The organism is Curtobacterium sp. MCLR17_059, assembly GCF_003234665.1.
Classification (GTDB): Bacteria; Actinomycetota; Actinomycetes; order Actinomycetales; family Microbacteriaceae; genus Curtobacterium; species Curtobacterium flaccumfaciens.
Map to the genome: position 1 here is coordinate 36661 of NZ_QKSU01000005.1, position 25076 is coordinate 61736.

The 25076-nt window shown below is 71.2% G+C and carries 20 protein-coding genes and 1 pseudogene; 13 read left to right on the forward strand and 8 right to left on the reverse strand.

Features of this window, described 5'->3' with window-relative positions:
- Nucleotides 1-9 precede the first annotated feature (9 nt).
- On the forward strand, nucleotides 10-705 hold the full coding sequence (locus DEJ12_RS08685; protein ID WP_111029692.1) for an SDR family oxidoreductase: 696 nt from the start codon (nucleotides 10-12) through the stop codon (nucleotides 703-705).
- Between the two features lie 41 nt (nucleotides 706-746).
- Here DEJ12_RS08685 and DEJ12_RS08690 read toward each other — a convergent pair whose 3' ends face one another.
- Complete coding sequence (locus DEJ12_RS08690) at nucleotides 747-2378, reverse strand: ABC-F family ATP-binding cassette domain-containing protein (protein ID WP_111029693.1); 1632 nt, start codon at nucleotides 2376-2378, stop codon at nucleotides 747-749.
- Nucleotides 2379-2652: 274 nt separating this feature from the next.
- Here DEJ12_RS08690 and DEJ12_RS08695 point away from each other — a divergent pair, with 274 nt between their 5' ends.
- The gene (locus DEJ12_RS08695) at nucleotides 2653-3078 is read left to right on the forward strand and encodes a DUF3151 domain-containing protein (protein WP_111029694.1); all 426 of its coding nucleotides are present in this window, start codon (nucleotides 2653-2655) and stop codon (nucleotides 3076-3078) included.
- Between the two features lie 96 nt (nucleotides 3079-3174).
- Here the strand turns inward: DEJ12_RS08695 and DEJ12_RS08700 are convergent, their stop codons facing one another.
- The 4 genes and pseudogenes from DEJ12_RS08700 to DEJ12_RS08715 all read right to left on the reverse strand — a co-directional run bounded on the left by DEJ12_RS08700 (nucleotide 3175) and on the right by DEJ12_RS08715 (nucleotide 9633).
- Nucleotides 3175-6228 carry a glycoside hydrolase family 2 TIM barrel-domain containing protein gene (locus DEJ12_RS08700; protein WP_111029695.1) on the reverse strand — a complete coding sequence of 1018 codons (3054 nt, stop codon included), beginning with the start codon at nucleotides 6226-6228 and terminating at the stop codon, nucleotides 3175-3177.
- Nucleotides 6225-7160 carry a carbohydrate ABC transporter permease gene (locus DEJ12_RS08705; protein WP_027464914.1) on the reverse strand — a complete coding sequence of 312 codons (936 nt, stop codon included), beginning with the start codon at nucleotides 7158-7160 and terminating at the stop codon, nucleotides 6225-6227. The genes DEJ12_RS08700 and DEJ12_RS08705 overlap by 4 nt, the downstream gene beginning before the upstream one ends.
- Before the next feature lie 167 nt (nucleotides 7161-7327).
- Nucleotides 7328-8278 (reverse strand): annotated as a pseudogene (locus DEJ12_RS08710) (carbohydrate ABC transporter permease); the annotation flags it as partial.
- Nucleotides 8275-9633: an extracellular solute-binding protein gene (locus tag DEJ12_RS08715; RefSeq protein ID WP_111029697.1), complete on the reverse strand. Its 1359-nt coding sequence runs from the start codon at nucleotides 9631-9633 to the stop codon at nucleotides 8275-8277. The pseudogene DEJ12_RS08710 and the gene DEJ12_RS08715, both read right to left, overlap by 4 nt.
- 208 nt (nucleotides 9634-9841) lie before the next feature.
- Between DEJ12_RS08715 and DEJ12_RS08720 the strand changes: the two genes are divergently transcribed.
- From DEJ12_RS08720 to DEJ12_RS08730, 3 genes are all read left to right on the forward strand, one after another.
- Entirely contained in the window at nucleotides 9842-10183 is a 342-nt protein-coding gene (locus DEJ12_RS08720) for a hypothetical protein (protein WP_111029698.1), read from the forward strand.
- Complete coding sequence (locus tag DEJ12_RS08725) at nucleotides 10164-11330, forward strand: Vms1/Ankzf1 family peptidyl-tRNA hydrolase (RefSeq protein ID WP_111029699.1); 1167 nt, start codon at nucleotides 10164-10166, stop codon at nucleotides 11328-11330. Before DEJ12_RS08720 ends, DEJ12_RS08725 begins: the two co-directional genes overlap by 20 nt.
- 111 nt (nucleotides 11331-11441) lie before the next feature.
- Nucleotides 11442-12284 (forward strand): formate/nitrite transporter family protein, encoded by an 843-nt coding sequence (locus DEJ12_RS08730; RefSeq protein WP_111029700.1) that lies wholly within the window; start codon nucleotides 11442-11444, stop codon nucleotides 12282-12284.
- 57 nt (nucleotides 12285-12341) lie between these two features.
- Here the strand turns inward: DEJ12_RS08730 and DEJ12_RS08735 are convergent, their stop codons facing one another.
- Nucleotides 12342-13553 (reverse strand): MFS transporter, encoded by a 1212-nt coding sequence (locus DEJ12_RS08735; protein ID WP_111029701.1) that lies wholly within the window; start codon nucleotides 13551-13553, stop codon nucleotides 12342-12344.
- Nucleotides 13554-13648: 95 nt separating this feature from the next.
- Between DEJ12_RS08735 and DEJ12_RS08740 the strand changes: the two genes are divergently transcribed.
- Nucleotides 13649-14350 carry a GntR family transcriptional regulator gene (locus tag DEJ12_RS08740; RefSeq protein ID WP_239001395.1) on the forward strand — a complete coding sequence of 234 codons (702 nt, stop codon included), beginning with the start codon at nucleotides 13649-13651 and terminating at the stop codon, nucleotides 14348-14350.
- Nucleotides 14351-14429: 79 nt separating this feature from the next.
- Here DEJ12_RS08740 and DEJ12_RS17990 read toward each other — a convergent pair whose 3' ends face one another.
- Complete coding sequence (locus tag DEJ12_RS17990) at nucleotides 14430-14579, reverse strand: hypothetical protein (protein ID WP_155896754.1); 150 nt, start codon at nucleotides 14577-14579, stop codon at nucleotides 14430-14432.
- Nucleotides 14580-14807: 228 nt separating this feature from the next.
- Here DEJ12_RS17990 and DEJ12_RS08745 point away from each other — a divergent pair, with 228 nt between their 5' ends.
- The 7 genes from DEJ12_RS08745 to DEJ12_RS08775 all read left to right on the forward strand — a co-directional run bounded on the left by DEJ12_RS08745 (nucleotide 14808) and on the right by DEJ12_RS08775 (nucleotide 23733).
- The gene (locus tag DEJ12_RS08745; protein WP_111029702.1) at nucleotides 14808-15908 is read left to right on the forward strand and encodes a LacI family DNA-binding transcriptional regulator; all 1101 of its coding nucleotides are present in this window, start codon (nucleotides 14808-14810) and stop codon (nucleotides 15906-15908) included.
- 275 nt (nucleotides 15909-16183) lie between these two features.
- The gene (locus DEJ12_RS08750) at nucleotides 16184-17926 is read left to right on the forward strand and encodes an ABC transporter substrate-binding protein (RefSeq protein WP_258370612.1); all 1743 of its coding nucleotides are present in this window, start codon (nucleotides 16184-16186) and stop codon (nucleotides 17924-17926) included.
- Complete coding sequence (locus DEJ12_RS08755; RefSeq protein WP_017886395.1) at nucleotides 17923-18903, forward strand: ABC transporter permease; 981 nt, start codon at nucleotides 17923-17925, stop codon at nucleotides 18901-18903. The genes DEJ12_RS08750 and DEJ12_RS08755 overlap by 4 nt, the downstream gene beginning before the upstream one ends.
- Nucleotides 18900-19850, forward strand: a complete 951-nt coding sequence (locus DEJ12_RS08760; RefSeq protein WP_111022713.1) for an ABC transporter permease — start codon at nucleotides 18900-18902, stop codon at nucleotides 19848-19850. Before DEJ12_RS08755 ends, DEJ12_RS08760 begins: the two co-directional genes overlap by 4 nt.
- Entirely contained in the window at nucleotides 19847-21643 is a 1797-nt protein-coding gene (locus DEJ12_RS08765) for an ABC transporter ATP-binding protein (protein ID WP_111029704.1), read from the forward strand. The genes DEJ12_RS08760 and DEJ12_RS08765 overlap by 4 nt, the downstream gene beginning before the upstream one ends.
- Entirely contained in the window at nucleotides 21640-22512 is an 873-nt protein-coding gene (locus DEJ12_RS08770) for an alpha/beta fold hydrolase (protein WP_111029705.1), read from the forward strand. The genes DEJ12_RS08765 and DEJ12_RS08770 overlap by 4 nt, the downstream gene beginning before the upstream one ends.
- A gap of 24 nt (nucleotides 22513-22536) precedes the next feature.
- Nucleotides 22537-23733, forward strand: coding sequence for a glycoside hydrolase family 1 protein (locus tag DEJ12_RS08775; protein WP_111029706.1), 1197 nt, complete (start codon nucleotides 22537-22539; stop codon nucleotides 23731-23733).
- A 107-nt stretch (nucleotides 23734-23840) separates the two neighbouring features.
- On the opposite strand, the gene DEJ12_RS08780 is transcribed toward DEJ12_RS08775, so the two are convergent.
- Nucleotides 23841-25028 carry an ankyrin repeat domain-containing protein gene (locus DEJ12_RS08780; protein ID WP_146245079.1) on the reverse strand — a complete coding sequence of 396 codons (1188 nt, stop codon included), beginning with the start codon at nucleotides 25026-25028 and terminating at the stop codon, nucleotides 23841-23843.
- Nucleotides 25029-25076: the final 48 nt, after the last annotated feature.

Genomic DNA, 25076 nt, shown 5'->3' on the forward strand with positions numbered 1-25076 from the left:
CTGGCCTCCGTGACGACAGACCAGCTCCAGAACCGTCCGGTCGCCCTGGTGACCGGAGCCACCCGCGGCATCGGCCGCGCGATCGCTGCCGACCTCGGCCGAACCCACCACGTGCTCGTGGGCGGTCGGTCCGCCGACGCCGTGGACGCCCTCGTCCAGGAGCTGCCGAGCGCGGCGCCGTTCGTGGGTGACCTGGGCGCGGGCGAGGTCCCGGCGCTGCCCGATCGGCTCGACGTCCTCGTGCACTCGGCCGGTGTCGAGCAGGGCACCGCCGTCGCCGACACCCCGCGCGCGGTGTGGGAGCAGGTCTTCGCGACGAACGTGTTCGCGGTCGCCGAGCTCACCCGGCTGGCGCTGCCGGCACTGCGGGCAGCCCGGGGCATCGTCGTACCGATCAACAGCGGCTCCGGGTTCCACTCGGGCCCCGGCGGTGGCGTGTACGCGGCGTCGAAGTTCGCGCTGCGGGCCTTCGCCGACGCCCTGCGCGAAGAGGAGCGGGCGAACGGCGTGCGGGTGTCGAGCGTGCACCCGGGCCGGACCGACTCGGACATGCAGCGGCAGCTCGTGGCGAAGCTCGGGGAGTCCTACGACACCGACTACTACCTGGCACCCGAAGACGTGGCCGCCGCGGTCCGCACCGTCGTCGACCTGCCCGAGCGCGGCACCGTCGAGTCCCTCGCGATCCGGCCGACCCGACGGCGCTGATGTTCGGACGGCACTGACGCGCTGACGGCGCCGGCTACCGACTACCGCAGCTCGATCCGGTCGTCGAGCTCGAGCCGTTCCAGGAACGTCTCGTCGTGGCTCACCACGACGAGTGCTCCCCGGTAGGCCCGCAGCGCGTCGACGAGCTGGTCGACGCTCGTCAGGTCGAGGTCGTTCGTCGGCTCGTCGAGCACGAGCAGCTGCGGCGGCGGGTCGGCGAGCACCAGGGCCGCCAGCGCCACCCGGAACCGCTCCCCGCCGGACAGGTCCCCGGCCGGGCGGTCGACGGTGTCCCCGCGCACCAGGAACTTCGCCAGCCGGTTGCGGACCTCGGCGACGGGCACGTGCGGGGCGTCCCGGCGCACGTTGTCGAGCACCGTGGCGGTGTCGTCCAGGCTGTCCTTCCGCTGCGGCAGGTACGCGATCCGGTCGACGTGGGCGACGGCCGTGGTCTCGGGCAGCGGGTGCTCCCGGGCCGCGGGGTCGCCGACGAGCTGCTCGAGCAGGGTGGACTTGCCGACGCCGTTGTCCCCGGTGACGGCGATCCGTTCCGGCCCCTGCACGATGACGTCCCGGCCGCGGACGGTCACGGTGGCGATCCGACGCGATGCCGGCACGTCCGGGTCGGGCAGGGTGACGTGGATCGACTCGTCGTCGCGCAGGCGGAGCTCGGCCTCGCGCTTGGTGGCGAGTGCGGCGGCTTCGTCGTCCGCGTACCCGACGCGGAGCCGGCCGGCGGTCTCCTGCGCCTTCTTCCGCTGCTCGTTCGCCAGGATCTTCGGCATCGAGCGGCCCGCTTTCTCACCGGCCTTCGCCCGTCGGGCGATCTTCGTCTCCGCCTCGATGCGCTGTCGCTTCTCGGTGCGGTGCCGCTGGTCGGCGACCCGGACTTCGCGCTCGACGGCCGCCTGCTGCACGGCCAGGTGCTCCTCGAACGCGCTGAACGTCCCACCGAACACCGTCATCGCCCCGGCGCGGAGCTCCACGGTCTCGTCGACGTGCTCCAGGAGTTCCCGGTCGTGGCTGACGAGCACCAGGGTGCCGCGCCAGTCGTCGACCAGGTCGAGGAGCAGCCCGCGGGCCCGGCGGTCCAGGTTGTTCGTCGGCTCGTCCAGGAACACGATCGGCCGCGCGCGCAACCGAACTCCGGCGACGGCGACGAGCACCGACTGCCCGCCGGACAGCGTCGACACCGGCCGGTCGAGGTCGGTGCCGTCGAGCCCGACCCGGTCGAGCACCGCGGCGGCCCGTTCCTCCAGGTCCCAGTCGTCGCCGACTGCCTCGAGCTGTGCGGCCGTGGCGTCGCCGGCCAGGACGGCCCGGAGCGCGGTGAGTGTGGGCCGGACGCCGAGCAGGTCGGCGACGGTGTCGTCCGCGCTGGCATGGGCCCACGCCGCCGGTTCCTGATCGACGCGCCAGCGGCGATCAGGCCGTGCCGGTGGGGAGAGGCGTTGCGGCAGGTGGTCGACGGGACCCGACGTCGCGATGCTGCCCGACGTGGGGTGGAGCCGGCCGGTCGCGAGCCGGACCAGCGTGGACTTACCGGCCCCGTTCCTCCCGACCAGGCCGGTCCGGCCACGTCCGAAGGCGGCGGTGAGGTGGTCGAGCGCGACGGTGCCGTCGGGCCAGGCGAAGGTGACGTCGTGCAGGACGACGGACGGACTGGTGGGCATGGGGGTGTCTCCCGGTGTCGATGCTGGGCGCACGACACCGAGGCCACCGCGGTGCGGTGGAGCGCCGGACGGGGCGCGCGATCACGGTGTCAGCGCGTGGGCTGAGCGGTACCGGTGATCGACAGCAATCCGTCTGCTTCCGTCGGGGGACCCCCGTGTCCGCCATCCGTTCCGCCGGTCGGTCTCCCGCCCCGGCAGCCCCGCGATGACGACGAGGTGACCTCCACGGTAATCCCGTGACACGGGCACCCGCAAGGGATGACAGGCTGGGGGCATGCCGGAGAACCTGTTGCCGACCCCGTCGTCGAACCCCGAGACCCTGCTGCCCGCCGAGCCGGAGGTGACCGCCGCGATCGAGGCGGAGGCCCCCGTCGCCAGCGTGGTGGTGTCCTACCCGTCGTCGAGCCTGGCGTGGGCGCTGCTCGCCGACGAGGCGTGGGCGCGTGGCGCGACCCTCGAGTCCTACGCGTACGCCCGTGTCGGGTACCACCGTGGGCTCGATGCCCTGCGCAAGGCCGGCTGGCGCGGTGTCGGTCCGGTGCCGTGGTCGCACGAGCCCAACCGTGGCGTGCTGCGGGCGCTGTTCGCCCTGCGCCGTGCCGCCGAGGCGATCGACGAGCCGGGTGAGGCCGAGCGCCTGACCGACTTCCTGAACGCGAGCGACCCCGAGGCCCTGCGCGCCCTGTCCGCCGGCGCGTAGCTCCCGCACGCAAAACACCGGTGTTCGCACTGCACGCCGCGGGATGCGGGTGTGCAACGTGCGAACACCGGTGTTTTGCGAGAGAGCCGACCCCGACTAGCCCAGCAGCACGCTCCAACTGAACGCCTGCGGCCAGAGCTGGTGCTCCGGCAGCACGTCGAGCCCGCACGCCCGGCTGCCGAGCCCGTGCTGCGCGGCGTCGAGGTACAGGTACAGGTGGTCGGACGTCGGCAGCTCGTACGGGTGCTCGGCGCGGTCGATCTGCTGCGCGGTCCACGGCGACAGGGTGAACCCCGCACGGTGCGACCCGACCGTCGTCACGGTGAACGGCCCAACCGACAACGAACGCAGCGAGGGCCGGTGCCCGGTCTCCTGCGGCCGCGAGTACTCCACCCCGAGCGAGCGCACCGGCGCGGTGAACCGGCCGACACGGGCAGCGTGCGAGGAATCGGCGTACGACTCCAGCGGTCCGGTCCCGAACCAGGTCGCGTCCCCATCCGCCAGCGACGCCGGCAGGTCGAACCGCACCCCGATCCGCGGCCACGTGACGTCCCAGGCGCCGAACGGCACGGCGTCGGTCTGCAGCACGAGTCCGTCGGACGTCAGGGTCCAGCGGTGCGTGACCTCGAGGCCCCACCCACTGTTCGCCGCCGCCACGCGGACGCGCTGCTCCAGACCGGAGTCGGTCCGCGACACCGACACCAGCCGGTGCGTCAGCCGGTCCAGCCCTCGGTCGCGCCAGCGCGTCGCCGACGGGGGAGCGGTCGGGTCGCCGACACCGTGTGTGAGCACCGGGTCCGCGGTCTCGTAGCCGCCCTGTGACGCCAGGCTGTCGTTGTCCGTCGGTGCACGCCACAGCTCCAGACGGGGCCCGGCGACCTCGTGCCCCTTCCACGACACCAGGTCACCGCGGGCGCTGAAGGTGCCGTCACCGAGTCGGTCGCCATCCCACCCCTGCCGGGAGGCCCGTGGTGCATCCGCCGCGCGCGCCGCGACGAGCCGCTGGGTGCGGGCGACGACGTGGCCGGTGTCCGCCCACGCGGTCGGCCCCGCCAGTTCCACGGTCAGGTCGAACCAGAGCTCGTCGCCGGGTGCGAGTTCGGACGTGGCCGCGTCGAGCACCTCGGAGGGCACCGGGACCGTCGCCGACTCACGGGCGGCGACGATGCCCGTGGACAGGCGCCCCGAGGCCTCGACGACGCCGTTCCGCGACAGGGTCCAGCACAGCCGGAGCCCGGCGGTCGATGCCGAGTGGTACCGGTTCTCGACCAGCACCGTGGTGTCCGAGACCGCCAGGCGGATCGGGGCCACGACGGCCGCGAACTCGGCGAGCCCCGGTGTCGGGGTGTCGTCGGGCAGCACCAGGCCGTCCATCACGAAGTTGCCGTCGTGCACGACCTCGCCGAAGTCCCCGCCGTACGCGTAGTAGTCCTCGCCGGCGGGCGTCTTCGCGAGCAGGCCGTGGTCCCGCCACTCCCACACGAACCCGCCGTGCAGCCGCGGGTACCGGTCGACCAGGGCCTCGTACTCGGCGATCTGCCCGGGGCCGTTGCCCATCGCGTGCACGTACTCGCAGTGGATGAAGGGCTTCGACCGCTGCCGTGCGGCCTCGGCCGGGCCGCAGCCGAGCAGGGGCGTCGGGGTGCCGCCGCCGATCGACTCGGTCTCCTGCAGCGTCGGGTACATCCGCGAGTAGACGTCGGTGTACTCGCCCGTGTAGTCGCCCTCGTAGTGCACGGGGCGCTCGGCGTCGCGGTCGTGCACCCACTGCGACATCGCCGCGAGGTTCCGGCCGGTGCCCGACTCGTTGCCGAGCGACCACATCACGATCGACGCGTGGTTCTTGTCGCGCTCGACGGTGCGGGCGATGCGGTCGAGGTAGGCCTCGGCCCACGCCGGGTCGTCGGAGGGGTTGCCGACCCAGTCGGTGAACAGGAACCCGTGGGTCTCCAGGTCGCACTCCAGGATCACCCAGAACCCGAGCTCGTCGGCCAGGTCGAGCACGCGGGGGTGCGGCGGGTAGTGCGAGGTGCGGATGGCGTTGACGTTGTTCCGCTTCATCAGCGCCATGTCGGCGCGGGCGTGCTCCTCGTCGAACACCCGGCCGCGCACGGGGTGGGTCTCGTGCCGGTTCACGCCGTGGAACACCACACGCTCACCGTTCACCAGGAACCGGTCGCCGACGATCGACACGGTGCGGAACCCGAGCCGGAGTGAGACGGTCTCGCCACCGGCGCCACCGGCGCCACCGCCCGAGCCGCCCGCAGCGGAACCGGTCGACAGCGTCGCGTCGTACAGCTTCGGCAGCTCGGCACTCCACGGCTCGACACCCTCGACCTCGATCGGCGCGACGTCGTCCGCCGTGGCCCAGGTCACGTCGACGCCCAGGTCGGGCACCGCGAACCGCACCGGGAACACCGCGTCGAGCGTCGGGAACGTGATCGTGCCGGTCCCCGTCTCCGGCCGTCCCGACGCCGCGGTGCCCGCCGAGGCGGCCGTGCCGAGCGTCGCCCGCCAACCGGCTTGGACGAACACGTCGTCGATCGGCGCCGTGGGCCGGGCGAGCAGGGTGACGTCGCGGAAGATGCCGGGCAGCCACCACTGGTCCTGGTCCTCCAGGTAGGACGCCGCCGACCACTGGTGCACCCGGACCGCGAGCTCGTTCGCCCCCGGGCGCACCAGTTCGGTGACGTCGAACTCGGTCGCCAGGCGCGAGCCCGTCGACCACCCCACGAGCGTCCCGTTCAGCCACACCCGGAAGTGCGACTCGACCCCGTCGAACCGCAGCAGCACCCGGCCGGCGCCGTCGAACGACGACGGCAGCTCGAAGGTGCGGCGGTGGTCACCGGTCGGGTTCTCCTCCGGCGGGTGCGGCGGGTCGATCGGGAACGGGTACTGCAGGTTGGTGTAGCTCGGAGCGCCGTGCCCGTGCAGCACCCAGTGCGACGGCACCGGGAGCTCGCCCCAGGCCGGGTCGTCGTCCTCCCCACCCTCGGTCGCGAAGTCCTCGGAGACCGAGGCGACGGGCGACCACCGGAACCGCCAGTCCCCGTTCAGCGACAGGGACGGGGCGTCGGTGTGCAGCCAGGCACGGGGTGCCAGCCGCGAGTCGGAGCCGGGTGCGGTGGACGAGAGTGCGGAGTGGGTCAACCCTTGACCGATCCTTCCGTGAGGCCTCCACGCCAGAAGCGCTGGAGGACGATGATGGCGATGACGAGCGGGATGACCGAGACGAGCACCCCGCCGGTGGTGAGCTGGTAGAACTCCGGCAGGCGGTCGACCTGCGAGCGCCAGTTGTTCAGACCCAGTGTTATCGGGTACAGCTTCTGGTCTGCCAGCATGATGAGCGGCAGGAAGAAGTTGTTCCAGATCCCGACCACCTGGAACAGGAACACGGTGACGAGCGCCGGGGTCATCTGCCGGAGCACCACGGTGTGGAAGATCCGCAGTTCACCGGCACCGTCGATGCGTGCCTGTTCGAGCAGGGTGGTGTCCACCGACGCGGCGGCGTACACCCGGCACAGGAACAGCCCGAACGGCGACACCAGGCTCGGGATGAGCACGCTCCAGTACGTGTCCGTCAGTCCCATCGACGAGAACAGCAGGAACAGCGGCAGTGCCGTCGCGGTCCCCGGCACGAGCACGCCGCCGAGGATCGTGCCGAACACGAACTGGCGCCCCCGGAAGTCGTACTTCGCCAGCGCGTACCCGCCGGCCGCGGCGAAGTAGGTCGCCAGGACCGCACCGACGCCGGAGTACAGGATGCTGTTCGCGATCCACCGGACGAAGATGCCGCCGTCGTAGGTGAACACCTGCTGCAGGTTGCTCCAGAGCGCGAACTCGCCGCCGAACCAGAACCCGTTGGTCGAGAACAGCGCGCCCGTGGTCTTCGTCGCGGCGATGACGACCCAGTACAGCGGGACGATGAAGTACAGCGCGACGACGACGAGGATCCCCGTGACGACGATCTGCGAGCGCGGCGACCGGTCGAGCTTCCGTCGCTGGTGCGCCGAGATCGACGTGGTGTCCACGGGGACGGCGGTCTTCGCCGTGGCCGGCGCTTCGATGGCTTCGCTGGTCATGCGTCGGCCCCCTTCGTTCCGTTCTGCAGACCGGACCTGGCCTGGAGGCCCGGTGCGGCTTGGGAAGTACCGTTGCTGCCCGCCGCAGCGCGCGTCTGGAGCGCGGTGCGGGCCTCCCGGCCGTCGCGCCGTGCGCGCTTGCGGCGGTCGCGTTCGTCCTTGGGTGGTCGGTTCGTCAGCGCGAGGAACGTGAACGACAGGATGAACGCGGCCAGCGCGATGATGACCGCCTGCGCACTCGCGACGCCGTACTCGTTGAACGCGAACGCGTTCGTGTAGGCGGCGTAGTTCGGCGTGTACTCGGTGTCGATCGCCGGGGCGACCGTCGACAGGATCTGCGGCTCCGCGAAGAGCTGCAGGGTGCCGATGATCGAGAACACCGTCGTGAGCACCAGGGCCGGCGCGATGAGCGGGATCTGGATCCGCCACGCGACCTGGAACGCGTTCGCGCCGTCGACCTTGGCGGCCTCGTAGACCTCGCCGGGGATGGACTTCAGCTGCGCCACGATGATGAGCATGTTGTAGCCGGTGTACGTCCACGTGACGATGTTCGCGATCGACCACAGCACGCTGTTGGCGCCGAGGAAGTCCGGCTGCAGCCCCATCGACTGCAGCAGCGACACGATCGGCGACAGACCGGGCACGTACAGGAACGACCACAGGATCGTGGCGATGACGCCCGGGACGCCGTAGGGCATGAAGTAGATCGCCCGGAAGAGGCCCGGCCAGCGGGCGCTCGCCGACTCGAGCAGCAGCGCGAGGATCGTGCAGGCGATGATCATCACCGGGACCTGGACGATGCCGAACAGCAGCATGCGGCCGATCGAGGCGACGAACCCGCTGTCCTGCAGGGCGATCGCGTAGTTGTCGAACCCGGCGAACCGGCCGACCACACCGTCCTCACCGAACAGGCCCTCACGGTCGACGGTGGTGAACGACTGGAACAGGGCGCTGATGATCGGGATGACGAACGTCAGCAGGAACAGGGCCAGGAACGGGGCGAGCAGGATCCACGGGGCACGCTTCTGTGCGCTCGTGGCCTTCGTGCTCGTGCGGAACGCGGGCGTGCCGCCGGCCGGTCGGCCGGTGGACTGCCTGGTGGTGGTCTGCTGGGTCATCGTGCCGTCCTGACGCTGAGGCCCTTGTCCTTGAAGGACTGGACGATCTCCCGCTGTGCGAGCTCCACGGCGTCACTGAGCTTCAGGCCCGAGGTGAGCTTGCGGCGGAACTGGTTCTGCAGGCTGGTGAAGGCCGACTGGGTCACCGGGGACCACGACCAGTCGATGTTCTGCTCCTTCGAGGCCGGCACGAAGACGTCCTCGTTGTAGTTCTGGCCGGAGAACCACTTCGACGGCTTCTCGCGCTGCGCCCCGATGTAGTCGACCGCGGGCGACCAGCCGATGCCGCAGTGCTTGATCATCGCGTCGATGCCCTCCTTCGAGGTGGTCATCCACGTGATGAACTCGAGCGCCTCCTTCGGGTGCTTCGCGTTCGCCAGCACCGCGGCCGTCGAACCGCCGATGGCGCTCGAGCCGAAGCCGTCGGCGCCCCACTTCTGCATCGGGGCGACCTTCCACTTGCCCTCGCCGCCCTGCACCGACTCGATCAGGGCGTCACCCCAGCTCGCGCTCGTGACCGCGGCGATCTTGCCGCTCGCGGCCGCGGCGTACCACCCGGGGGAGTACGCACCGGCACTCGTGTCGACGAGCTCGTCGTCGATGACCCCGTCGAAGAAGTCCGCGACCATCAGGGTCTTGTCGTCGGTCATGTCGACGACCCACTCGTCGCCGTCGACCTTGAACCAGCGCGCGCCGGCCTGCTGTGCGTACGCGGCGAACGGCGACGCGTCGGCGACCGGGAACACCTCGAGGTAGTTCTGCTTCCCGGTGCTCCGGACCTTGTCGGCCAGGTCACGCCACTCGTCCCAGGTCGTCGGGGGTTCGCCGCCGGCCTGCTCGAGGATCGCGGTCTGGTAGTAGAACCCCATCGGGCCGGTGTCCTGCGGGATGCCGTAGATGCCGTCGACGAACGACACCTGCGCCCACGCAGCCTCGTCGTACTTCGACTCGAAGTCCTTCGCGCCGTACCGGGCCAGGTCGACCAGGCCGTTCGCGAGCATGAACTCGGGGATCTGTCGGAGCTCGACCTGCCCGATGTCCGGGCCGCCGCCGGCCGCGAGCGCGGAGTACATCTTCTGGTACCCGCCGCTGTTGCCGCCGGGGATCCAGTTCGCCGACACCTGGATGTCCGGATGTGTCCTGTTCCAGACGTCGCAGACCTTCTGCAGGTCCTTGAGCCAGGCCCAGTAGGTGAGCTGGACGGTCTCACCCGAGGCCGCGGCGGGCACGAGGGCCGCCTTGTTGACGTTGGTCGAGCCCGGGACCGCACAGCCGGCGAGGAGTCCCGCCGCCGCGGTGCCGAGGCCGAAGCCCAACAGGTGTCGTCTCGTGATGGGTCGTGGTCGTGGCGCCATTGCCGCACTCCGTTCGTCGTTGATCGGGGTTGTCGACACCCAATCACAGAACCGAACGCCGTTGTGGTTTCGTGACCGTACCGACACTGCGCGTTCCCTGCGCACCTTGGAACGGCCCCAGGCCCGGGCGCGGACGGTGGGGTCACAGAGCAGACACCGACGCCCCGGACGGCGAAGGCCGCCGGTGGCACGACCGGGAGGACAAGCGATGACCGAACGCGGGAACACCACCCATCGCCCCGAACTCGACGAGCAGCTCGCGCACGAGGCGCAGAGCATCGTCCAGGGGCACGGCAGCAACGCCCACGTCGAGGAGTTCCGGCAGTCCGAGCCGGTCCCCGACGACACCGACAGCCCGGAGACCCTCGCCGCGTCGGGCTACGACGGCGAGCTCGAGGGCGAGCTGCAGGACGACACCACCGACGTGCTCCCCGAGGACGACGCCGACCGTGCCGACCCCCTGCCCACCGGCGACGGCGACGGAGCCGATGCGACCGTGTACCGCACCGAGACCGGGGAGGGCAGCACCGATGGCTCTGACGCAGAATGACGCGCCGCACCTGCAGTCCGGCATCGCCGAACGCCTGAAGCGCGGGGGCACGTGGACGTGGGCCTACGTCGACGCGTCCGGTGACCGTGAGGACCCGCAGCACCTCGCCGCCCTGCAGCGCCGGAAGGCCGAGGACGTGCTGCGGTCGGCCGGGGCGGGCGCCGAGGTCATCGACACGGTGATGGCCGAACTCGAGGAGACACCGGGGGTGCCGGCACCCGTCAGCCGGTACGTGCTCGTGCACGACGGCGAACTCGTGCTCAGCGAGGTCCTGCCCGGGGCGATGCACGCCCCGACGTCGATCGGCCACGACCCCGTGCCCGACCTGCTGCCGCTCCTGGCGCACCGGCCGCTCGACCTGCCGTTCCTGATCGTCGAGGTCGGCCGCGAGGGCGGTGGCTACCGCGCCTACCGTCTGGGCCACGCCGACGTGCCGGACCGTCGCGACGAGCAGCGCGTGCAGGGCCGCACCGACACGCTCCACAAGTTCCAGGGCGGCGGCTGGTCGCACCTGCGGTGGCAGCACCACACCGAGGAGATCTGGCGCGACAACCAGAACGAGGTCGCCACGTCCGTCGACGAGGCCTTCCGGCGGCTGCAGCCGAAGCTCATCGTGGTCGCGGGGGACATCCGCGCACGGGGGCTCCTGCTCGACCAGTTGTCCACCGAGGCGCGCGCCGTCGTCTCCGAGGTCCCGGTCGACACCCGGGCTTCGGATGCGTCGGAGACCGCGCTCGTCGAGCACGTCGACATCGCGCTCGCCCGGGTCATCGCGACCCGCCGGCACGACTTCGAGGACCTGCTCCGCACCCACGTCGGCCGCGGGGACAACCAGACGGTCACCGGCCTCGGTTCCGTCGTCGAGGCGCTGCAGCAGGCGCAGGCCTCGGTCGTCGCGATCGACGCCGCCGCGATCGGCGACCGCACCCTGCTCGCGCTGGGAGCGGTGCCGTGGATAGCCACGGCACCCGAGCAGGCGGCGGGTGCACCGGTCATCGGACCGGTCCCGGCCGTGTGCGCGATCGTCCGGGCGGTCGCCCTCACCGACGCGGAGCTGCTGCTCGTGAACGCCGCGTCGCTCCCGAACGGCGCGCCCGCCGCGGCGTTGCTGCGGTGGCCGGTGGGACCGGCGGTACCGGCCGCCTGAGCGGTGACCGGACGACGGACGGGAGGCCCGGTGCCGGCTGGTACCGGGCCTCCCGTCCGTCACGGTGCGATCCTGCGGGCCGCCACGAGCGCCGCGTATAGCGTCCCGGCCATGACCGACGACCGCCGACGTGAGCTCGGCACCAGCGACGCACCCGTGGAGGACGAACTCGCGGAGTCCTTCGACGCGACCATCGAGGAGGGCGCGGAGCGGCTGCAACGGACGACCCGGGCTGTCCTCGTCACGGGGTTCTTCGGCGGCCTCGAGGTCGGTCTCGGGGTGATGGCGTACCTGGCGGTGCTCACCGAGACCGACAGCCACCTGCTCGCCGGGCTGGCCTTCGGCATCGGCTTCATCGCGCTGCACCTGGCGCACAGCGAACTGTTCACCGAGAACTTCCTGATGCCGGTCGCGGCCGTGGTCGCCCGCGAGGGGACCGTGCTGCAGCTCGTGCGACTGTGGGGCGGCACCCTCGTGGCGAACCTGGCCGGGGGATGGGTGTTCATGTGGCTCGTCGTCCAGGCGTTCCCGCAGTGGCACGCCACGCTCTCGGAGTCGGCGCACCACTACGTCGACGCACCGTTCGGACTGCAGAGCATCGTGCTGGCGGTCCTGGGTGGCAGCACCATCACCCTGATGACGCGGATGCAGCAGGGCACCGACTCGGACCCCGCGAAGCTCGTCGCCGCCGTCGCCGGAGGCTTCCTGCTCGCCGGGCTGCAGCTCTTCCACTCGATCCTCGACTCGCTGCTCGTCTTCGGGGCGATCCAGTCGGGCGCGGACATCAGCTACGGGCAGTGGCTCGGCTGGTTCGGGTACACGCTGCTGTTCAACGTCCTCGGTGGGCTGGTGCTCGTGACGGCGCTGCGCCTGCTCCGGACGAAGGAGCTCATGCAGGACCGCCGACGGGAATCCCAGGACGACCCCGAGCGTGCGGACCACGAACAGGGGTGACGGGCGCGACGGGCGGAGCGGACCGACGGGGCCGTTCGCAGTCAGTCGTGCGGACGGTCAGTCGTGCGAACGGTCGCGTCGGGGCACCAGCGGGACCGCGAGCAGCGGGAGCACCGCCACGATGCCGAACGACGCCGCGAACCCGAGCGCACCGACCAGCGCCCCGATGCCCGGACCGACGGCGCTCGCCGCGATGAACTGCCCGGTGTTCTGCGCCCCGAGCGCCCGGCCGGACCAGAACGGCCCCGCCGCCTCGGCGACCGACGTGTACGCCAGCCCGTTGTCGGCGACCGTCACGCTCGTCGCGAGCACCAGGAACACCGCGGCCCCGGTCAGGTGCGTCGCGTCGACGACCGCGAGCACCGCCATCACCACCGCGGCGCTCACCGCGACGATGCGCAGGGGGCCGACGCGCGATCCGGCACGGTCGCTCCAGCCACCGACCAGGATCCGGCCGATCGCCCCGACGAACTGCGCGGCGCCGACGAGCAGCCCGGCCGCCGGTGTCGACCAGCCGAGGCCGACGAGCCAGACGAGCCCGTACGTCGACAGGGTGAACTGCGGCACCACGAGCAGGACCGACACCGCGTGCACCCGCCACAGGAAGCCGCTCGAGCGGTAGGGGTTCGCGGTCGCCGTCGTCGCCACCGTGGTCCGGGCAGGGCGTGGCGGGTCGGTGATCCCGATCGCGCAGCAGACGGCGAGCACCGCGCACAGCACGATCGGCAGGACCAGGGCCGCGCGGATCCCGGAGCCCTCGGCGAGCTGCGGCACCGTGACTGCCGCGAGTGTCACGCCGAGCGGCTGCGACATCTGCCGGATGCCCATCGCGAGACCCCGGCGCTCCTTCGGGAACCACCCCACCACGACCCGACCGCTCGCGGCGTTCGTCGAGGCACTCGTCATCCCACCGGCCAGGAACGCCAACCCGAGCAGCACCGGGTCGCCCGCAGCGAGCCAGGCGCCCACCACGGCCAGCGTGGTGAGCACGAGTCCGCCGGCGATGACGACGCGCTCGCCGAACCGGTCGGTGATCGCGCCCCAGGCGATGAGCGTCAGCACCATGCCGAAGGTCGGGGCGGCGGCGAGCAGCCCGGCGGCCGGCAGGGACGTGCCGCGGCTGAGCAGGTGGGGGATGAGGAGCGCCGGCGCGGACACGACGAGCGTCCCCGCCGCCTGGGCCGCGACCCCGAGGGCGAGCATCGTCCAGGCGCGGGCGGAGACCGGCGGCGTCGTGGTGGATCGCTGCGGGGCGTCGGTCGTGGGCATGCGTCTCGGCCGTTCGTCGTCGTTCCATCGCGGAACGGATTGGTATACCAGAACGGTATACCATTCCCGCCGTCACGCCGCTAGGCTTGTCCGCCGTGACCGACACGACCGACGCCGCGCCCGTGTCGCAGACGGCCCAGCTCTACGACAACCTGCGCGCAGCCATCCTGACCCTCGACATCGCACCGGGGGAGCGCATCTCGGAGCGCGGGCTCGAGGCACGGTTCCACGCCTCGCGCACACCGGTCCGCGCCGCACTGTCGCGGCTCGAGCGCGAGGGACTCATCCTGCACGAGGGCCGCTCGTGGACGGTCACCCCGATCGACCTCGACGAGATCGCCTCGCTCGCCGAACTCCGCGGCATCCTCGAGCCCGCTGCCGTCCGGTTGGCCGTCCAGCGTGCCACCCCCGAACAGCTGGCCGAGGTCCGCGGGCACCTCGACGCGCTCCAGCCCACCCCCGACCAGCAGGCCGGCATCCGCATGGGGTCGACGTTCCACCTCGACCTCGCCGCGCTCGGTGGCAACCGGTTCGTCACCGACGCCATCGCCGACGCCCTGACGCGACTCGAGCGCACACGCTGGATCGAGGTCCGCACGCCCGAGGCGCGCGACGCCGCCTGGGACGAGCACAGCGCCATCATCGACGCCGTGCGCGACGGCGACGCGGACCGCGCAGCGGACCTCGTCGCCGCCCACGTCGCCGGCACGAACGACCGGCTCCTCAGCTGGATCGCGCAGGAGCGCCGACGCCTGCGCGGGGCAGGCATGACGATCGTGGGCGCGACCGAGCGCTGAGTGCCCGCGGACGTGAGCGGTCTGCGGGCGCCTACCCGGGCCTCCTGGCCGTGTCCGGGGGGAGGCCGGGCGCGAGCCGCTAGCGCAGGTCCGTCGTCTCCTGCGGTGCGTCGAGGTCGTCGAACGTGCGGATCGAATCCGTGCGTTCGAGCAGCGCGTCGCGCACCTCGGCCTCGTCGTGGCTCGCGCGGAGTGCGAGCTTGCTCCCGGAACGTGTCGACTGTGACATGTCGTGTCCTTCCCCTGTGTGTGGGCAACCTGATCGGTGCGGGCACGCGGCCCGCTGGTGCGCTTCCTCACGGGACGTACTGAGGTCGGAACAGTGTCGCGCGACCCCCGCTGTCCCGCAAGCGTTTCCGGCACCGTGTGGAGAACTCCCGGCACACGGCATGCCTAGGATGGTCCGGCCGCACAGCGCGAGGCGCGGCACCAGCGGACGTCGAAGGGGAGGCACGGGTTGGCCGACCAGCGCACCGCACCTCCCACGGTCTACGACGTCGCGTCTGCGGCCGGCGTCTCCATCGCCACCGTCTCGCGCGTGCTCCGCACGCCCGACGCCGTCCGCGAGGGCACCAGGGACCGCGTGCAGGCGGCGATCCGGAGCCTCGGGTACGTCCCGTCCGGCAACGCCCGGGCCCTCGCCGGCAAGCGCACCGGCGTCGTCGGACTGCTGTTGCCCGGGTTCGACGTGGTGCCCGACGAGCGGCCGGACCTGGTCACCGACGGCGGCGTCCGCGTGGTCGACGACCGGCGCCACGTGACGCAGCCGTTCTCGTCCAACCTGTACTTCGACGAGGTCCTGCGCGGTGCCGAGACCGAGGCCTGGCAGCGGGGGCTCGCGCTCATGGTCGCCGCCGGGCGGGGCTCGTCGCGCGACGTCATCGTGAACGACGTCGCCGGCCGGGTCGACGGGCTCGCCGTGCTGGCGCAGACGGTGCCCGACGACCTGCTCGAGCACGTCGCCCGCCGCATCCCCGTCGTGGTGCTCGCCGACGACCGGCGCTCGCACGGGTTCGACTCGGTGAGCGTGGACAACGCCGCGGGCATGCGGACCCTGGCGTCGCACGTGATCGGGCGCCTGGGGATCCGGTCCCTCGCGTACGTGGCGGGGCCGATCGACTCGCCCGACGACATGGAGCGCTCGGCGGGGTTCCGCGCGGCGCTGGCCGACCACGGGGTGCCGGCCTCGGCGGTGCGCACCGTGCACGGCGACTTCGGGCGGGCCCGGGCGCGGGAGCTCGCGGTGTCGCTGCTGGAAGACGACGTCCCGCGCGCCGTGGTCTGCTCGAACGACCAGTCCGCGCTCGGGGTGCTCGACGCCGCCGCTGCCCGGGGGCTCCGCGTGCCCGAGGACCTCGTCGTGACCGGGTTCGACGGCATCGACGCCGGCCGATTCTCGTCGCCGCGCCTGACGACGGTGCACCAGCCGATGGGGGCGCTCGGTCGTGCTGCCGTCCTGGCGATCGTCGATCGGCTCGAACGTCGCGAGGGGCCGCCGCGCGCCGTGCGCCTGCCCGTCGAGGTGCTGCTGCGCGAGAGCTGCCCGCCCGCGCTGTAGGCGTGCGTGCCATCGCGAGGCCGCACCGTGCGGCCTTCCGCATCCCCTGCGACCTTCCGCGTCCCGTGCGAGTCCGTAGCAGTGCACAGAGCGGGCAACCTCGCACCAGTCGGCGCACCTCGCACCGTGCGCCGCCCTCCCTCAGGACCGCAACCTCGCACCAGTCGGCGCACCTCGCACCGTGCCGCCCCGCGAAACAACACCCGCAGTTGCACGCCACGATGTAAGCGCATACATTGAGTACGTACCGAATCGACATGGAGGTCGACCGAGCAATGACGCTTCCCCCACAGCGCACGCGCGGCACGCGTGACCCAGGCCCCCGCCGCCGAGGCCGCCTCGTCGCGGCCATCGCCGGCCTCGCCGCAGTGGCCCTCGTGGCCACCGGCTGCAGCATCCAGGTCCGATCCGAACCCGATCCCACCATCGGCAAGGACACGATGCTCATCAACGCGGACCGCGGCAACCCGCTGTTCGACCGCAACTTCAACCCGTACATCGCGAACGCCCGCACGGCCTCCAAGTGGATGTACGAGCCCCTCATCGAGGTGAACCCCCTCGACGGCAAGCGCAACCCGTGGCTCGCCAGCGCGTGGAGCCAGCCCGACGCGAAGACGATCGACATGACGATCCGCTCGGGTGTCGAGTGGTCCGACGGGTCGCCGTTCAGCGCGAAGGACGTCGTCTTCACCTTCGACCTGCTCAAGAAGTTCCCCGCCATGGACGTCAAGGGCGCCTGGCAGCACATCAAGAGCATCGAGCAGGACGGCGACCACGTCGTCTTCCACCTCAAGAGCGAGGACGTCCCGAGCCTGACGATCATCGGGCAGACGTACATCCTCGGCGAGGACCACTGGGGCGGCGTGAAGGACCCGACGACCTGGCGCGACCCGAACCCGGTCGGCACCGGGCCGTTCGTCCTCGGCAACTACACCGACCAGCAGTACTCGATGAACAAGAACCCGAAGTACTGGCAGGCCGACAAGATCGCCATCAAGCACCTCATCCTGCCGGCGACGAACACGCAGCTCGACACCGTCACCCGCGGCTACGACTGGGCGTACTCGTTCATCTCCGACGTCAAGGGCACCTGGGGCGCCGCGTCGAAGACGAACGAGTGGTGGTTCCCGGCCGGCGGTGTGATCGGCCTCATCCCGAACCTCACGAAGGCGCCGTACAACGACGTCAACGTCCGCCGGGGCATCTCGCTCGCGCTGGACCGTGACGCGATCGCCGAGACCGCGTCCGAGGGCAACCTGTCGGCGGCGGGCCAGACCGGCCTGATCCTGCCGAACCAGGAGCGCTACCTCAACCCGGACATCCCCGACAAGGGCATGATCACGCAGGACACGAAGGCGGCGCTCGCCAGCCTCGAGAAGTCCGGCTACACCGTGCAGGGTGGCAAGGTCGTCAAGGACGGCAAGCAGCTCGCCATCACGATCATGACCGCGAACGGCTACTCCGACTGGCTCCGCGCCGCGCAGGAGGTCCGCCGCGAGCTGACGGCCATCGGCATCAAGGTGACGATCCAGGCGCCGCAGCCCGCCGGGTACCAGCAGAACATCAACAACGGCACGTTCGACATGGCGATGGGCGGCATGGGCAACGGTGACGTCTACCAGGCGTTCAACTCCCTGCTCAGCAGCGAGTTCTACCAGCCCGTCGGCAAGTCGACGGTCAACAACTACGAGCGGTACAAGGACGCCGACACCCAGAAGCTCCTCGACGAGTACAAGGCGACGACGGACACCGCGAAGCAGCAGGAGATCCTCGACCAGCTGCAGCAGACCGTCTACGACGAGCTCCCCGTCATCGGCATGTACTACGGCGGGCTCTGGGGCCTGTTCAACACCGGCAAGTTCGTCGGCTGGCCGAGCGCGAAGGACCCCTACATGGCACCGCAGAACTACGACTCGGCACCGCTGCTCATCTTCACCAAGCTCCGTCTGCGCGACAGCGCTGCCGGCAAGCAGATCCTGCAGGAGCAGGACGCCGCGCAGCAGGAGGACCAGAAGTGAAGTACATCCTCCAGAAACTCGTCCTCTTCGTCCTGACCCTCTGGGCCGCGGTCACGCTGAACTTCGTGCTCCCGCGCCTGATGCCCGGCAGCCCGGCCGACGCCGCACTCGCGAAGCTCAGCCAGAACGGTCCGGTCACCGACGCCACCAAGAAGGCGATCGAGGCCCAGCTCGGGGTGCCGACCGGCAACCTCTGGGACCAGTACGTCAGCTACCTGCACCAGGTCATCACCCTCGACTTCGGCACGAGCTACACGTTCTACCCGCAGCCCGTCGGTGACCTCGTGTCGAAGGCCCTGCCCTACACGCTGATCCTCGTCGGGGTCGTCACGATCCTGGCGTTCGTCCTCGGCACCCTGATCGGCGTCGCGGCGGCGTGGAAGCGCGGCACCTGGCTCGACTCACTGCCCACCCTGTCGGGCAGCTTCATGTCGACGTTCCCGTACTTCTGGACCGCCCTGCTGCTGCTGTTCTTCCTCGGTTACGTGCTGCACTGGTTCCCGACCACGGGCGCCTACTCGGCCACGACGACGCCGGGCCTGAACGGTGCCTTCTTCGGCGACGCACTGCAGCACGCGGTGCTGCCGGCGGTCACGATCCTGGTGACGAGCCTCGGCGGCTGGATCATCGGCATGCGCAACGCGATGATCAACACCCTCGGTGACGACTACGTGACCTTCGCCGAGGCCAACGGCCTCCGCGGACGCACCGTCGCCATCCGCTACGCGGCCCGCAACGCGATCCTGCCGAACCTGACCGGCTTCGGTCTGGCGCTCGGTGGCGTGGTCGGCGGTTCGGTCCTGGTCGAGCAGGTCTTCGGCTACCCGGGCATCGGCTACCTGCTGTTCAACGCCGTCATCGGGCAGGACTACCCGCTCATGCAGGCCCTCTTCCTGATGATCACCGTGTCGGTGCTCATCGCCAACTTCATCGTGGACGTCATGTACGGCGTCCTGGACCCGAGGACGCGTCGATGACCAACACCACCACCCCGGACGCCACAGTCGCAGTCCGCACGCAAGAAGAAGCAGCCCAGGCGCCGTCCAAGTGGCGCGCCGCCGCCCGCCAGTTCGGCGTCGTCTGGTCGAACAAGAAGGCCCGGATCGGCATCATCATCCTCGGCGTCTTCGTGTTCGTCGCGATCTTCGCCCCGCTCCTGGCCCCGTACGGCGCCAGCCAGAACGGCTTCGCCCGGTCCGCCGACGCGACGCCCGACCACTGGATGGGCACCACCGCCGCCGGCGAGGACGTCCTGTCCCAGATCATCTACGGCGCCCGCATCTCGGTCATGGTCGGCGCGGTCGCGGGCATCCTGTCCACGCTCGTCGCCGTCGCGATCGGCCTCAGCTGGGGCTACGTCCGCGGCTGGATCGCCGAGGTCATCGGGTTCATCGTGAACCTGTTCCTCGTCATCCCGGGTCTGCCCCTGATGATCGTCATCGCCGCCTACCTGCAGAACGGCGGCATCGCGGTGATCATCGCGGTCATCGTCGTGACCGGTTGGGCGTGGGGCGCTCGCGTGCTCCGCTCGCAGACGCAGTCGCTGCGCGGTCGGGACTTCGTCACCGCCGCCCAGTTCTCCGGTGAGGGCGCGACCCGCATCGTGTTCCGCGAGATCCTGCCGAACATGACGAGCCTCATCGTCGGCAGCTTCTTCGGGGCCGCCACCAGCGCCATCCTCGCCGAGGCGGGCCTCGAGTTCCTCGGACTCGGCGACTCGTCGATCGTCAGCTGGGGCACGATCCTGTACTGGGCGCAGAACTCGAACGCGCTCCTCACCGGGCAGTGGATCCTGCTCTTCGCGCCGGGTCTCTGCATCGCGCTGCTCGCGATGAGCCTCACCCTGATCAACTTCGGCGTCGACGCCGTGTCCAACCCGCGGCTGCGCGACGGCGCACGGCCCCGTAAGGAGAAGCGCGCATGAGCGGCTTGCCAGAAACGCACCCGGCAGACGGCCTGGAGGCGCCCACCGGCGCCGCCACGAGCCTCCAGTCCGACGCCCGTCACGACCAGGGCGACGCCTCCGTCCTGCTCGACGTCCGCGACCTGTCGGTCGTCTACGAATCGGCCGGCCAGAGCGCCGTCCAGGCCGTCGACCACGTGTCGTTCCAGCTCAAGAAGGGCGAGTTCGTCGGCCTGGTCGGCGAGTCCGGTTCCGGCAAGTCGACGCTCGGCTACGCGCTGACCCGGCTGCAGAAGCCGCCGGCGCGCACGAACGGCGGCAGCATCGTCTTCGCGGGCAAGGACATCCGCGACCTCGACGACGAAGCCCTGCGCCAGCAGCGGCAGGGCGGCTTCGCGATGGTGCTGCAGTCCGGCATGAACGCGCTCAACCCGGTGCGCACCGTCCGGAACCACTTCATCGACGTCTTCAAGGCGCACGGCCACGTGTCGCGCGACCGCTGGGACGCCCGGATGAAGGAGCTCATCGAGAAGGTGAAGCTGCCGACCTCGATGCTCGCCCGGTTCCCCGGGGAGCTCTCCGGCGGCATGCGGCAGCGCGTCTCCATCGCCCTGGCACTCTCGCTCGAGCCGCAGCTCATGGTGTTCGACGAGCCGACGACGGCGCTCGACGTCCTCGTGCAGCACGCCGTGATGGACACGATCATCGAGCTGCAGCGCACCGAGGGCTTCACGGCGATCCTGATCAGCCACGACCTCGGCATCGTCCTCGAGGCCACCGAGCGCGTCCTCGTGATGCACGAGGGCCGGATCGTCGAGGACGGCGGCTCCCGCGAGATCCTCCGCGACCCGCAGGACGAGTACACGCAGATGCTCCTGTCGCACTACGCCGACCCCCGCGCCGAGGTGGTGTCGCTGCCGGGCTTCCCGGACCGCTCGCTCCGCGCCGAGGCCGGCGAGAAGCGGCAGGAGACGACCTCGTCGTTCAGCACCGTCGGCTCCCGCGAGCGCAGTGCCGCCCGCAACCCGATCGTCGTCGACCACATCGTGAAGACCTACCCGGCTCCCCGCCGCGGTGAGCAGCCGGTGCAGGCCGTGCGCGACGTGTCGTTCACCCTGGAGCCCGGGCAGTCGCTCGCCCTGGTCGGCCAGTCCGGTTCGGGCAAGTCGACCATCGCGAAGCTGCTCACCGGCGTCGAGAAGCCGACCACCGGCACGGTCCGGTTCGGGGACCTCGACGTCGCCCGCCTCGGCAAGCGCGGTCTGCGGGACTTGCGCTCCGAGGTGCAGATGGTGTTCCAGGACCCGTACTCGGCGCTCAACCCGCTGCACACGGTCGAGTACACGCTGTCCCGGCCGATCGCGAACTACACCGGGCTGACCGGCCGCGATGCCCGGCGCCGGGTGCTCGAGCTGCTCGAGACGGTCGGGCTCACCCCCGTCGAGCAGTTCGCGCAGAAGCTCCCGCACCAGCTCTCCGGCGGGCAGCGGCAGCGCGTGGTGATCGCCCGGGCGCTCGCGAGCGACCCGCAGGTGATCATCGCCGACGAGCCGGTGTCCATGCTCGACGTGACGCTGCGCGCCGGTGTGCTCGCACTGCTCGAGGACCTCCGCGAGCAGTGGGGCGTCTCGCTCCTCTACATCACGCACGACCTGCTGAGTGCGCGGCTCATCACGGACGACATCATGGTGCTCCACGAGGGCGCCGTGGTCGAGCGGGGTCACACGGCCCAGGTGCTGCAGGACCCGCAGGACCCGTACACGATCGCCCTCCTCGACGCCGTTCCCAACCCGCGGAGGACCCTGCGCACATGACGAACCTGCACGACTTCCCGACGGTCCCGCCGTTCGGGCACCTGCCCACCCCGGACGGCGTCGACGTCGTCGGGATCGACGTCCCGGTCGGGCGGCTCACGGCCTACCGGATCGTGCCCGAGGGGGTGTCGAAGGGCACCGTGCTCATCGTCCCCGGGTACACCGGCTCGAAGGAGGACTGGCGGACCTTCCTGCCCGTCCTCCGCGACGCCGGCTGGACCGCGGTCGCGATCAGCCGGCGTGGTCAGGCCGACTCGGCAGCGCCGACCGAACCCCGTGACTACTCCCTCGACGAAGAAGCCGCCGACGTCGTCCGGGTCGCGCGCCTGCTCGACGACGGTGCCCCCGTGCACTTGATCGGGCACTCGCTCGGCGGTGTGATCGTCCGGGCCGCCGCGCTCCAGGACCCGACGGCGTTCCGCGACGTCGTGCAGTTCTGCTCCGGGCCGCACGGGTGGCCGTACCGCAAGGTCGCCGAGCTGACGATCCTGCACGACACCGGCGGGAACCTCCGGCAGCTGTTCGACTCGACGAACCCGCTCTGGGCGTACCGGCCCGACGAGGAGCTGCCCGACGACGTCCGGATGGTGCGCGACCGGTTCGACGCGACGAGCCCGCTCAGCGTCGTCGCCGGTGGTCACATCCTCGAGGACCACACCGACGCCTCCGACGCCCTGCGCGCCACCGGCCTGCCGGTCCTCGTCGCCCACGGCGAGTGGGACAACGCCTGGCCGATCCCGTGGCAGCGGGCGATGGCCGAGCAGACCGGCGCCGAGTACGTCGTCATCCCCGCGAGCTACCACGGCCCCCAGGTCGAGAACCCGCTCGGGACGGTCGCCGTCTTCGACGCATTCCTGAGCCAGCACTGACTCGAACAAGCACTGAAAGGCACCATCATCTCCACGCTGCAGTTCCCCGACGGCTTCCTCTGGGGTGCCGCCACCGCCGCCCACCAGATCGAGGGCAACAACGTCAACAGCAACTGGTGGGTGCACGAGCACGAGCCGGACACCACCATCGTCGAGCCCTCGGGTGACGCGGCGGACAGCTACCACCGGTACCGCGAGGACATCCGCATCGCGGCCGAGCTCGGGCTGAACTCCTACCGGTTCAGCATCGAGTGGGCCCGCATCGAGCCCGAGCGCGGGTTCGTCAGCCGTGCCGAGGTCGACCACTACCGCCGCATGGTCGACGCCTGCCACGAATTCGGCATCGAGCCGATCGTCACCCTCATGCACTTCACCGTGCCGCGCTGGTTCGAACGCGACGGCTTCTGGCGGGCACCCGACGCCGCCGACCTGTTCGCCCGCTACACCGAGGCCGCGCTCCCCGTGGTGCAGGACGGTGTCCGCTACGTCTGCACGATCAACGAGCCGAACATCGCGGCGATGCTCGCCGGCGGCGAGGACGCGGCCAACCTGGTGGCGTTCGGCCTGCCGAACCCGGACCTGGGGGTCGCCGACGCCCTGCTGGCCAGCCACAAGCGGTCGCGCGAGGTCCTGTCACAGGTGTCGGGCCTCCAGTCGGGGTGGACCATCGCGACGCAGGCCTTCAAGTCGTCCGGCGAGCCCGGGGCGGACGCCATGCTCCGCGAGTACGGGTACCCGCGCGACGACTGGTACCTCGAGCAGGCCGCCGGCGACGACTTCCTGGGCGTGCAGGCCTACACCCGCACGTTCATCGGTCCGGACGGGCCCCTGCCAGTGACGGACGACGTCGAGACGACCCTCACCGGCTGGGAGTTCTACCCCGAGGCCTCGGCCGACGGGCTCCGCAGCGCGTGGGAGCTCTCCGGCGGCGTCCCGCTGATGATCACCGAGAACGGCATCGCCACCGCCGACGACTCCCGCCGGCAGGCGTACACGCAGGGCGCCCTCGAGGGCATCCACCGCTGCATCGAGGACGGCATCGAGGTCCTGGGCTACCAGCACTGGTCGCTCCTGGACAACTACGAGTGGGCCTCCGGCTTCCGCCCGACGTTCGGGTTGGTCGCGTGGGACCGCGAGACCTTCGAGCGCACGCCGAAGGACTCCGCCCGCTGGTACGGGCGGGTCGCGCAGGCGAACGCCCTCGAGTCGGTCACCGTCTAGGACGGTCGACCCCGCAGGCGCGCGGCGGACGGGAGGCCCTGCTCCCGTCCGCCGCGCTTCGTCACGTCCGGCACGGGTCGGCCCACGGGCCGTGGTGCGGACAGCGCTCAGGCGGCGGCGAGCAGGTCGGCGACGGCCGTCTCGCGGAGCAGTTCCGCCCTGTCCGCGGCGCTCGAGCCCTCGTCGTCGACGGCGTCCCGGTCGACGTCGAGCGACAGCACGACCCGGACCGTGTCGAGGTCGCCGGAGTCGACGGCCGCGATCAGCAGCGTCGCGCCCCGTGACCCGCGCGCCCTGGTGTCCGCACCCGCGGTGGCGAGCGCACGCACGATCGCGGCGTGCCCACCCCACGCAGCGCGGACGATCGGGGTGTTGCCGTCGCCGTCACGGGCCTCCAGGTCGGCACCCGCTCCGACCAGCACGTCGACCGCCCGTCGCGCGTCGCGGTCGATCGCCAGCGTCAGCGGCGTCCGCCCCTCGGTGTCCTCCAGCTGCAGGGTCGCGCCGCGGCGCAGGAGTTCCTCGAGCATCTCGGGGTGGTCGAACCACGCGGCGGCGTGCAGCGGGGCGAAGCCCCAGCGGGGGTCGACGTCGTCGACGTCGCTCGCGTCGTCGGCCAGGTGCAGTCCGCCGAGGTCGCCGTAGGCCGCTGCCCGCACCACCTCGGTCGTCCACTCGACCCAGCCGTCCGGCACCGGGCCGTGCCAGCCGCGTGCCGGGCGCGCCTCGAGGTCGGCGTACACGCTCTCGGCGACGCTCCGGATCGCCACCCGGACGCCCCGGAACCGGATCGCGACCTCGCCGACGGGGGAGATCAGCAGGCGGAGTTCCCAGGCGTCGTGCTCGTTCAGGTACTCGAGTTCGCCCCGGGCGACGTGGGCGTCACCGGCGAGCAGTGCTGCGGGATCGACACCCGGCGGGTCGATGACGGCGTCCCGGAGCCGGAGCGACACCCTGGCGTGGTTCCAGCGGCGCCACAGGCCGCTCGGGGTGTCGAGGACCTCGTCGTTGCGCACCACGATGTCGGCGTGCACGACGACCGGGTCGGGCACACCGTGTCCCGGCAGGTCGACGGGGGTCGTCACGTCGTCCTCGTCGGCGTCCGGGTCGACGACGGCGTCGGCGGACTCCACGACCCAGCGTTCGATCCTCGAGTCGGTCCACTTGACGGTCAGGAGCGCGGCGACCGTGGGTGGGGCGTCCTCGAGCAACCGGGTCACGTGTTCGCGCTGGCCGTCGAAGTCCTCGAGGGAGACGTAGCCAACGGAGGGCCAGTTCACTCGACTCCATCGCACGGGACGACACTACCGGCGTCCGGCGGCGGGGCTGCGGTGAGAACCCAT

Coding starts and splice junctions, on each gene's coding strand:
- DEJ12_RS08730 (WP_111029700.1), top strand. CDS start 11,442: ATGACCGACGACCGCCGACGTGAGCTCGGCACCAGCGACGCACCCGTG.
- DEJ12_RS08750 (WP_258370612.1), top strand. CDS start 16,184: ATGACGCTTCCCCCACAGCGCACGCGCGGCACGCGTGACCCAGGCCCC.
- DEJ12_RS08760 (WP_111022713.1), top strand. CDS start 18,900: ATGACCAACACCACCACCCCGGACGCCACAGTCGCAGTCCGCACGCAA.
- DEJ12_RS08715 (WP_111029697.1), bottom strand. CDS start 9,633: ATGGCGCCACGACCACGACCCATCACGAGACGACACCTGTTGGGCTTC.
- DEJ12_RS08695 (WP_111029694.1), top strand. CDS start 2,653: ATGCCGGAGAACCTGTTGCCGACCCCGTCGTCGAACCCCGAGACCCTG.
- DEJ12_RS08705 (WP_027464914.1), bottom strand. CDS start 7,160: ATGACCAGCGAAGCCATCGAAGCGCCGGCCACGGCGAAGACCGCCGTC.
- DEJ12_RS08725 (WP_111029699.1), top strand. CDS start 10,164: ATGGCTCTGACGCAGAATGACGCGCCGCACCTGCAGTCCGGCATCGCC.
- DEJ12_RS08690 (WP_111029693.1), bottom strand. CDS start 2,378: ATGCCCACCAGTCCGTCCGTCGTCCTGCACGACGTCACCTTCGCCTGG.
- DEJ12_RS08765 (WP_111029704.1), top strand. CDS start 19,847: ATGAGCGGCTTGCCAGAAACGCACCCGGCAGACGGCCTGGAGGCGCCC.
- DEJ12_RS08720 (WP_111029698.1), top strand. CDS start 9,842: ATGACCGAACGCGGGAACACCACCCATCGCCCCGAACTCGACGAGCAG.
- DEJ12_RS17990 (WP_155896754.1), bottom strand. CDS start 14,579: ATGTCACAGTCGACACGTTCCGGGAGCAAGCTCGCACTCCGCGCGAGC.
- DEJ12_RS08735 (WP_111029701.1), bottom strand. CDS start 13,553: ATGCCCACGACCGACGCCCCGCAGCGATCCACCACGACGCCGCCGGTC.
- DEJ12_RS08770 (WP_111029705.1), top strand. CDS start 21,640: ATGACGAACCTGCACGACTTCCCGACGGTCCCGCCGTTCGGGCACCTG.